The 9,114-nt window shown below is 38.8% G+C and carries 9 protein-coding genes and 1 tRNA gene; 9 read left to right on the plus strand and 1 reads right to left on the minus strand.

From position 1 onward, the window contains the following. Positions 1-156 precede the first annotated feature (156 nt). The 8 genes from RUH74_RS23710 (at position 157) to RUH74_RS23745 (ending at position 7,911) form a co-directional block, all read left to right on the plus strand. A complete protein-coding gene (locus RUH74_RS23710) occupies positions 157-1,119 on the plus strand; it encodes a nuclease-related domain-containing protein (RefSeq protein WP_313805225.1) in 963 nt (320 codons plus the stop codon). Positions 1,120-1,203: 84 nt separating this feature from the next. Beyond that, on the plus strand, positions 1,204-2,697 hold the full coding sequence (locus tag RUH74_RS23715; RefSeq protein WP_313805228.1) for a tetratricopeptide repeat protein: 1,494 nt from the start codon (positions 1,204-1,206) through the stop codon (positions 2,695-2,697). Positions 2,698-2,789: 92 nt separating this feature from the next. Then, the gene (gene trxB / locus RUH74_RS23720; RefSeq protein ID WP_313805231.1) at positions 2,790-3,740 is read left to right on the plus strand and encodes a thioredoxin-disulfide reductase; all 951 of its coding nucleotides are present in this window, start codon (positions 2,790-2,792) and stop codon (positions 3,738-3,740) included. Between the two features lie 485 nt (positions 3,741-4,225). Next, positions 4,226-4,684, plus strand: coding sequence for an 8-oxo-dGTP diphosphatase (locus tag RUH74_RS23725; RefSeq protein WP_053478810.1), 459 nt, complete (start codon positions 4,226-4,228; stop codon positions 4,682-4,684). An 87-nt stretch (positions 4,685-4,771) separates the two neighbouring features. Then, positions 4,772-5,665, plus strand: coding sequence for an RNase adapter RapZ (gene rapZ, locus RUH74_RS23730; RefSeq protein WP_313805241.1), 894 nt, complete (start codon positions 4,772-4,774; stop codon positions 5,663-5,665). Further along, positions 5,662-6,639, plus strand: coding sequence for a gluconeogenesis factor YvcK family protein (locus RUH74_RS23735; RefSeq protein ID WP_313805244.1), 978 nt, complete (start codon positions 5,662-5,664; stop codon positions 6,637-6,639). The genes rapZ and RUH74_RS23735 overlap by 4 nt, the downstream gene beginning before the upstream one ends. Positions 6,640-6,681: 42 nt before the next feature. Further along, positions 6,682-7,623 carry a DNA-binding protein WhiA gene (gene whiA / locus RUH74_RS23740; RefSeq protein WP_313805247.1) on the plus strand — a complete coding sequence of 314 codons (942 nt, stop codon included), beginning with the start codon at positions 6,682-6,684 and terminating at the stop codon, positions 7,621-7,623. A gap of 30 nt (positions 7,624-7,653) precedes the next feature. Beyond that, on the plus strand, positions 7,654-7,911 hold the full coding sequence (locus RUH74_RS23745; RefSeq protein WP_313805250.1) for an HPr family phosphocarrier protein: 258 nt from the start codon (positions 7,654-7,656) through the stop codon (positions 7,909-7,911). Positions 7,912-8,166: 255 nt separating this feature from the next. Here the strand turns inward: RUH74_RS23745 and clpP are convergent, their stop codons facing one another. Beyond that, complete coding sequence (clpP, locus tag RUH74_RS23750) at positions 8,167-8,772, minus strand: ATP-dependent Clp endopeptidase proteolytic subunit ClpP (RefSeq protein WP_313805252.1); 606 nt, start codon at positions 8,770-8,772, stop codon at positions 8,167-8,169. Positions 8,773-9,039: 267 nt separating this feature from the next. Between clpP and RUH74_RS23755 the strand changes: the two genes are divergently transcribed. Next, positions 9,040-9,111 (plus strand) — tRNA-Arg (locus RUH74_RS23755). Positions 9,112-9,114: the final 3 nt, after the last annotated feature.

A 9,114-nucleotide genomic window follows, 5' to 3' on the forward strand; every position in this document is an offset into this window, starting at 1 on the left:
TACACAGTAAATCGTAGATAAAAATCTCAAGAAGAGCATTCATTATAAAAATTCACCAAAATGTAACAAAATTAAGGAAACAAACCCATTTATATGCAGGATTTCTCCCGACAAAAAAAGAAATATGCTCCCAATCATAAAAAAGGAGTGAGCAAATTGATTGTAAAAGAGCGAACCATACCGATTAGAATACAAAAGAATGAAGCCTTATTAAGAAGGCTTTCAAAAGTCCATATAAAAAGACAAGAAATTGAAGAGGATTTACGGAAGCGTTGGGCAGGTTATCGAGGAGAGCAATCCGTTGATTATCATTTAGGAAAATTGCCGGAAAAAGACTATTTGATCTTCCATGGCATGCGGCTTTCTAATGGGACATACTATTTTCAGATAGATACATTAATCCTCACGCAAGCATTTGCATTAATCTTAGAAATAAAGAACTTTTCAGGCACTTTGTATTTTGACCCCACATTTAATCAATGGATCCAAACGACACAAGCAGGTGAAAAAGGGTATCCATGCCCAGTTGAACAGGCAAACCAGCAAAAACAAGAACTGAAAAAGTGGCTCGAAGCTCGCAATATCAATATTCCTATCGATTTCCTCGTAATTATAAGCAAGCCCTCAACCATCCTTAAAACTACAAATGGGAACACGCCTATCCTTCAGAAGGTTTTACATGTCCAATTCTTGCTTGATAAAATCCAAAAAATAAAATACAAGGAAACGATTTTAAACCATAAAGAATTAAAAAAATTATCCCGCCTCATGTTAAAGGAGCACAGGCCAGAAACATTTGACATTCTATCATCTTATAAAATTCATTCAAAAGAGATACGAACAGGTGTCCTCTGCAGCAATTGCTCGTCAATCCAAATGAGAAGATGTTACGGAAATTGGATTTGCCCGAAATGCAAGCAGAAAGACCCGCATGCACACGTTCGTACAGTTGATGATTACTTCCTCCTTTTCAATGATACCCCCTTATGCAATCGGAAATTCCGTGACTTCCTTCATTTATCCTCTCCTTATATTGCTAATCGACTGCTATTATCCATGAATTTACCTTTTACCGGTTTAAGAAAAGACAGGCTTTATCATCCGTCAAGGATCAGGTAAGTGTTAAATATCTTCCAATCCCTTCTCGATAAGGTTGCACATGTGATATACTACTTGAGTTGATTAAGAAAGATGGAGGATTTCATGAGCAAAGACTCTAAAGCAAGACAACCAAAAGGAAAATTACTAACATTTAACCCGACCGGTGAGTATTATTTTGCAAAAGGACTAAAGGCTTACCATAAAAGGGATCTATATAAAGCAAAAAAATATATACAGCGAGCGATGCAGCTAGAGCCTGAAGAACCGATGATAATGTGCCAATTAGCGATTATTTGCTCGGAATTAGGTGATTATCAGGAGGCGAACACGCTCCTTCACACAATTCTGGAGGAACTTGATTCAGACATGGTGGAATGCCACTATTTTCTTGCAAACAATTATGCGTATTTAGGATTCTTCAAGGATGCGTATCACCATGCCAATTTATATTTGGATCTGGATGAGGATGGAGAATTTGTCGATCACACGATGGATTTACTTGAATTGCTGACGATGGAAGCGGAAGAGCTGGATGAGGAACTGTATGATCAGGACGATCTGATTACGAAGCAGGAGCATGCGCGGGAATTGCTTGAATCCGGGCATTTTCCAAAGGCAGTGGAACTGCTCAATTCAGTGATCGATGAGTATCCTGAATATTGGTCTGCCTATAACAACCTTGCTCTTGCCTATTTTTATCTTGGTGATAACCAAAAGGCTGCAGATATTTTAGAAAAGGTATTTCAGGAAAATCCAGGAAACCTGCATGCTTTATGCAATAAACTCGTATTTGCGTTTTACCAGCATGATTTGCCTGAAGTAAAAGCATTGAAGAACATGTTGAAAAAGATCAAGCCGATTTCAATTGAACATCAATTTAAGCTTGGAGCCACATTCGCCTTAACAGGGGAGTATGATGAGGCTTTTTCATTGCTGCGCAGCCTTCAGAAAAAAGGATTTGAAGGAGACGGTACCTTTTATTATTGGCTCTCCTATGCTGCACATTACACAGGCAGGGAAGCGATTGCTCAATCTGCATGGAAAAAAGCAATTGAATTAAATCCCGAAAAAGAAGGTCACGAGCCATGGAATGACGATAAATCTGTCCTTGATGGCTTCGAGAATCATCAATCGTCCATCCTGAAAAGGTTGGAAAGCGATTATATTGAAGAACGCCTATTTGCTTTATTCCTTACGGCAATGTCAGCTGGAAAGGATAAGATATTAGCCTCAAAAGAATTAAAGCATAATCAAAGGTTCTCTCATTTAGAGCGGGAATATTTATCATTTTTACGGACAAAAGAAGAAATGGCCGAGCAAGCTTTACATGAAACAGCCATTCTTCTTTATCAAAACTATCATCCGATCGGCACGGTAGAAGCCGGCTTGTTCCTACTCTGGTTTGCTGTCTTTGTTAAAATTGAAAAAGGCAGCCAAACAGTCAAAAATAGTAAAGCATGGGCAGCTGCGGTTGAATATGTCTGGATAAAAATGAGAGAAGAAAAGGTTTCTCAGCAGAAGGTTGCAGGTAAATATGGAGTTTCTCTCTCTACTTTGCAAAAATATGTAAAAATGGTAAGAAATCTCCTTTGGTGAGCAGATATTTGGACGGAACACGCTTATTTTTATAGGATATGAGTAGATGGTCATAATAGATTAAAGATCCCTTTTCTTAGGAGTGAAATAACATGGCAGAAGAAAAAATTTATGATGTCATTATTGCAGGTGCTGGTCCAGCCGGAATGACTGCCGCTGTTTATACATCTCGAGCAAATTTATCAACTTTAATGATCGAGCGTGGCATTCCCGGCGGGCAAATGGCTAATACAGAAGAAGTAGAAAACTATCCAGGTTTTGAACATATTTTGGGACCTGACTTATCAACTAAAATGTTTGAGCATGCGAAGAAATTCGGTGCGGAATACGCATACGGAGATATCAAGGAAATTATTGACGGAGAAGAGTACAAGACAGTTGTAGCCGGATCCAAGCAATATAAAGCTCGTGCGGTCATCATTACGACTGGAGCCGAGTATAAAAAACTTGGTGCACCAGGAGAGAAAGAACTAGGCGGCCGCGGCGTTTCTTATTGTGCGGTATGTGACGGTGCTTTCTTTAAAGAGAAAGAGCTAGTTGTCATCGGCGGTGGAGACTCAGCAGTTGAAGAAGGCGTGTATTTAACTCGTTTCGCATCAAAAGTAACGATCGTACACCGCCGCGATGAGCTTCGTGCCCAAGCAATTCTGCAGCAGCGCGCTTTTGATAATGAAAAAATTGATTTCATTTGGAATCATACAGTTAAGCAAATCAATGAAAAAGATGGTAAGGTCGGCAGTGTAACGCTTGTTTCAACTGAAACAGGTGAAGAGCGGGAGTTCAAAACAGATGGCGTCTTCGTTTACATCGGGATGATTCCGTTATCCAAACCATTTGCAAGCCTTGGCATTACTAATGAAAATGGCTATATCGAGACAAATGAGCAAATGGAAACGAAAGTGCCTGGCATCTTTGCTGCTGGTGACATTCGCGAGAAAATGCTTCGCCAAATTGTTACTGCTACTGGAGATGGAAGCATCGCAGCACAAAGTGCTCAGCATTATATTGAAGAATTAAAAGAAAGCATGAAAGCAAAACAATAAGTGCTAAAAGCCGCATAACAATTGTGCGGCTTTTTTGTGTGAATAAATGACATCTTTCCTCACCGGAAATAATATTTACAAAAAGGTAACTCTCTTTTAATTTTCCTGTAACAGTTGTGCAATAATATTCAGTTATTCTATTAATAGAAATTGACCCCCTTTTAAAGATATAATCCTTTGTAAAGCGCAGTGAAAGCTGTGCTTTTTTTTTGTCTAGAAAAACAAATGATTAATTGAGCAAGCCTTTATATACGAAGTAGTAACTAGCGAAGCGAAATGAAACAGATCGACATTTACATACTTGGCTGTGAGATGCTCAGGGAATGTTTTTTTGTCTAGAGATAATTGGAATTTTTTCATTATAATGACCTCGACCGTAAAACTATATATCCATTTGTTAGAATCTTCAATTCGTTGTGGGTGTTTAACAAAAATAGTATAATAAAGGGAATAAACAGACGGGGTGGAAGGCAGGTGCGAAGAAGTTGCAGCGAGTCACTAACTGTGTATTGTTGAAAGATGATCAAGTATTGCTTTTGCAAAAACCGAGTCGAGGCTGGTGGGTGGCTCCTGGAGGAAAAATGGAGCCAGGAGAATCCGTTAGAGACTCATGTATCCGGGAATTTAGAGAGGAAACCGGAGTCTACCTGCGCAACCCGAACATAAAAGGGATCTTTACTTTTATTATGAAGGAAGGCGAAAAGGTTCTTTCTGAGTGGATGATGTTCACTTTTTTAGCGACAGAAGCCGATGGATTGAACCTAGATGAGTCGGAAGAAGGGAAAATTTTGTGGCACCCATTTGAGGAAATTAAGAACCTTCCTATGGCAGCGGGTGACTATCATATACTAGAATATATGATTCATGGAAAAGGAATGATTTATGGTACCTTCACCTATACACCAAATTTTGAATTACTTAGCTATCGATTAGATCCGAGTTAAAGCTTCCGGCGAATCTTTAGATTTTAAGAGGAATTTGAGTAAGTTCGATAAAATTAGGTGAATTTGATATACAGGGGGAAAACAAAAATGAGCACAGGCGCAGTGAATGAAACGCAAATGGTCATTATTACGGGAATGTCAGGCGCTGGAAAGACAGTTGCCATTCAAAGCTTTGAAGATCTAGGGTTTTTCTGTGTGGATAATCTGCCGCCAACACTCTTGCCTAAATTTCTTGAACTGATGAGAGAGTCAGGGAATAAGATGAATAAGGTTGCATTAGTTATGGACCTGCGGGGACGTGAATTCTTTGACCATCTTTTCAAAGCATTAGATGACCTTTCAGAGACTTCATGGATCACACCGCAAATTCTTTTCCTAGATGCTGATGATTCTACATTAGTTAGAAGGTATAAAGAGACAAGGAGATTTCACCCTCTCGCACCTTCTGGTCTTCCTCTTGAAGGAATTAAGCTTGAACGCGAGCTTTTGGAGGAATTAAAAGGCAGAGCACAGCTCATTTATAATACAACACGATTAAAACCAAGAGAACTTCGTGAAAAGATACTTACGGAATTCTCAGTAAATAAGACGAATCTATTTACTGTTAACGTGATGTCCTTTGGTTTTAAACATGGCATACCAATTGATGCTGACCTTGTTTTTGATGTGAGATTTCTTCCAAACCCTCACTATATTGATCATATGCGGCCCAAAACCGGTTTAGATGAAGAAGTCTCTACTTATGTATTAAAATGGTCAGAAACACAAAAATTTCTGGAAAAGGTAACTGAGCTCCTTAGTTTCATGCTTCCTCATTATAAAAGGGAGGGGAAGGCGCAGCTCGTTATTGCCATCGGATGTACGGGCGGTCAGCATCGCTCAGTAGCTTTGACAGAATATATCGGGGAATACTTCAAGAATGAGTATCATACACGGATTACACATCGTGATATGGTGGGGAGAAGGGAAAAAGAAAAATGAAAAACAGACAGCCAAGAATTGTCATCATCGGAGGAGGTACAGGGTTGCCTGTTCTATTAAGGGGCCTGAAGCAGTATCCTGTTGATATAACTGCTATCGTAACTGTTGCTGATGATGGAGGCAGTTCAGGGAGACTGAGAAATGATTTACACATTCCTCCTCCCGGTGATATACGCAATGTTTTGGCAGCACTGTCTGATGTGGAGCCACTGATTGAAGAAATGTTTCAGCATCGTTTTAAGACGTCTAATGAACTATCAGGTCATTCGCTTGGAAATTTAATTCTAGCAGCCATGACTTCAATTACGGGAAATTTTGTTCATGCCATTCAAGAAATGAGTAAAGTACTGAACGTAAGAGGAAAAGTCCTGCCAGCTGCTAATCAAAGTGTTGTTCTGCATGCGGAGATGGAAGATGGAACAGTCGTTTCTGGAGAATCCAAAATTCCTTACTCCGGGAAAAAAATTAAAAAAGTATTCTTAACACCCAAGCATATTAAGCCTCTTCCTGAAACGATCTCTGCAATAAGAAAGGCCGATTTAATCATCATTGGCCCAGGAAGTTTATATACAAGTATTTTGCCTAATCTTCTCGTACCAAAGCTCGGGCACGAGGTTTGCCGAGCAAAAGCGAAAAAGGTGTACATTTGCAATCTCATGACTCAGGCGGGAGAAACCTTTAACTATACAGCAAGCGACCATGTGAAAGCGATTTATGATCACATGAGCTGTGCTTTTATGAACACGATCCTTGTTAATAGTGAGGATATCCCGGATGACATTCAGGAGCGGTATAGTGAAGAAATGTCAAAGCCTGTTATCTTTGATACAGAGCGCCTTCAGGAGTTAGGAATGGAAGTAATTCCTGGAGAAATTGTAAGTGAAAAAGACGGAGTAATACGTCATGATACAAAAGTGGTCGCAGAAATGTTATATTCATTACTTATAGATGAAATGAAGAAAAGAAATAATTAATAAGCGGAGCCTGGTGTTCTTCGTCTCAAGGGTGGTGAGAATATGTCTTTCGCTTCGGAAACGAAAAAGGAATTAACGAATCTGGAGGCAAAGGATTGCTGTGGAAAAGCGGAATTATCAGCGCTTATCCGGATGAATGGCTCGCTTTCTTTTTCTAACAGAAAATTAATCGTAGATATTCAAACTGAAAATGCAGCGATTGCAAGAAGAATTTATATCCTAATCAAAAAGAATTATCATGTACAAGTAGAGCTTCTCGTTCGAAAGAAAATGAGGCTGAAAAAGAACAATGTCTATATTGTACGCCTATCAGAGAAGGCCAGTGAAATTTTGGATGACTTAAAAATAATAAGCGAGGGCTTTGTTTTTACACACAATATTTCAGAATCATTGATTAAAAAGAAATGTTGTAAGCGCTCTTATCTTCGTGGTGCCTTTCTCGCTGGGGGATCTGTTAACAACCCAGAAACTTCATCATATCATTTAGAAATTTTTTCACTTTATAAGGAGCATAACGACTCTTTATGTGAATTGATGAATACATTTAATTTAAATAGTAAAACGCTTGAGCGGAAAAAGGGCTTCATCACATACTTAAAGGAAGCTGAAAAAATTACTGAGTTTTTGAGTGTCATTGGGGCTCATAATGCACTGCTTCGATTTGAAGATATACGGATTGTCCGTGATATGAGAAATTCAGTGAACCGACTTGTCAATTGTGAAACAGCGAACTTAAATAAAACCATTGGTGCCGCCATACGCCAAGTCGATAATATACGATTTATTGATGAAACCGTCGGCCTTCATATTTTGCCAGATAAACTAAGAGAAATTGCGGAGCTCCGAGTAGCCTATCAGGATGTTACTTTAAAAGAGCTAGGTGAAATGGTTTCTGGAGGAAATATAAGTAAATCAGGTATTAATCATCGTTTAAGAAAAATAGATGAAATTGCTGAAAAACTGCGAGCAGGGGAATCACTCTAAAAATGATTCTATATGGGAGGAAAGGAAGAAATGTTGGAAAAACAGGTTGAAGTAAAATTAAAAACAGGATTGCAGGCACGGCCTGCCGCACTTTTCGTGCAGGAAGCAAACCGATTTTCATCGGATGTCTTTCTAGAAAAGGATGGGAAAAAGGTAAATGCCAAGAGCATCATGGGTTTAATGAGCCTTGCTGTTAGCTCTGGATCATTCATTACATTAATTGTAGATGGCAAGGATGAAGAAGAAGCACTTAAAGAGCTGTCTAAGTATATTCAGAAAGAAAATTAATAGAAATTAGTAAGAGCCTGGATTCTACTTCCAGGCTTTTTCTGTTGGTACTAAGCAAAATACTTGATAAAGTAAAAAAGTTACTAGATAAATTCCGGGAAATACTCGATAAAACCTAGGGAATGCTCGATAAACGATGTAAAATGCTTGATAAAATCGATCCCGAGCTAAAATACATGATAAAAGAAAAAATCTGCTAAATAAAAGAAAAAAACACATGAGAGTTCGCTCGGGAAATCTCATGTGTTTTGTAACTTACTTTTCTTTTTTATCCTCAGCAGGATTGCGTGTAATAATTTTATCTACTAATCCGTATTCTAATGCTTTTTCGGCAGTCATAAAATTATCGCGATCCGTATCTTTAGCGATGACTTCAAGTGGCTGACCTGTACGTTCTGCTAAAATTTTATTCAGCTTATCACGAAGGAAAAGAATTCGTTTAGCTGCAATTTCAATTTCAGTTGCTTGCCCTTGAGCTCCGCCTAGTGGTTGGTGAATCATGACTTCACTGTTAGGAAGAACGAAACGCTTCCCTTTTTCACCAGCTGCAAGCAGGAATGCACCCATTGAAGCCGCCATACCTGTACAAATTGTTGATACATTTGGCTTAATGTACTGCATTGTATCATAGATCGCCATACCAGCAGTAATGCTTCCGCCTGGGCTGTTAATGTATAGAGTGATATCTTTCTCAGGGTTTTCAGCTTCTAAGAATAATAATTGTGCTACAATCGAATTGGCAACATTATCATCGATCGCACTGCCAAGCATGATAATACGATCTTTTAAAAGACGGGAGTAAATATCGTAAGCGCGCTCTCCACGGTTTGTTTGTTCAATAACTGTAGGGATTAAGTTCATCTCATTATTCCTCCTTTAATTAAGTAAGGTTAACATACAAATACCTCATATTTTCCATTGGTGTATGTAATTTCATGATACACTGTTGGTCAATAAAGGTCAAACAATACACTTCCACAAATCAGGATTATTATTCGACATCTTCCTTCTAACATATCTCCGTTTCCATCATTCCCGCTCTTCCGTTTTTTAAACAAAAGATTCCTTGCAAAGTTTGAAAAAATCGCATATAATCTATATTTGTAACGCAAATGCATATTACACAATGCCCTCGTGGTGCAACGGATAGCACGTGAGATTCCGGTTCTTAAGATGTGGGTTCGATTCCTGCCGAGGGCGCTA

Source organism: Cytobacillus sp. (assembly GCF_032154635.1).
GTDB lineage: Bacteria > Bacillota > Bacilli > Bacillales > Cytobacillaceae > Cytobacillus.

Excerpts from the sequence above, each read along its gene's own strand:
- RUH74_RS23715 (WP_313805228.1), top strand. The coding sequence starts at position 1,204 with ATGAGCAAAGACTCTAAAGCAAGACAACCAAAAGGAAAATTACTAACA.
- rapZ (WP_313805241.1), top strand. The coding sequence starts at position 4,772 with ATGAGCACAGGCGCAGTGAATGAAACGCAAATGGTCATTATTACGGGA.
- RUH74_RS23735 (WP_313805244.1), top strand. The coding sequence starts at position 5,662 with ATGAAAAACAGACAGCCAAGAATTGTCATCATCGGAGGAGGTACAGGG.
- trxB (WP_313805231.1), top strand. The coding sequence starts at position 2,790 with ATGGCAGAAGAAAAAATTTATGATGTCATTATTGCAGGTGCTGGTCCA.
- RUH74_RS23745 (WP_313805250.1), top strand. The coding sequence starts at position 7,654 with ATGTTGGAAAAACAGGTTGAAGTAAAATTAAAAACAGGATTGCAGGCA.
- clpP (WP_313805252.1), bottom strand. The coding sequence starts at position 8,772 with ATGAACTTAATCCCTACAGTTATTGAACAAACAAACCGTGGAGAGCGC.
- whiA (WP_313805247.1), top strand. The coding sequence starts at position 6,682 with ATGTCTTTCGCTTCGGAAACGAAAAAGGAATTAACGAATCTGGAGGCA.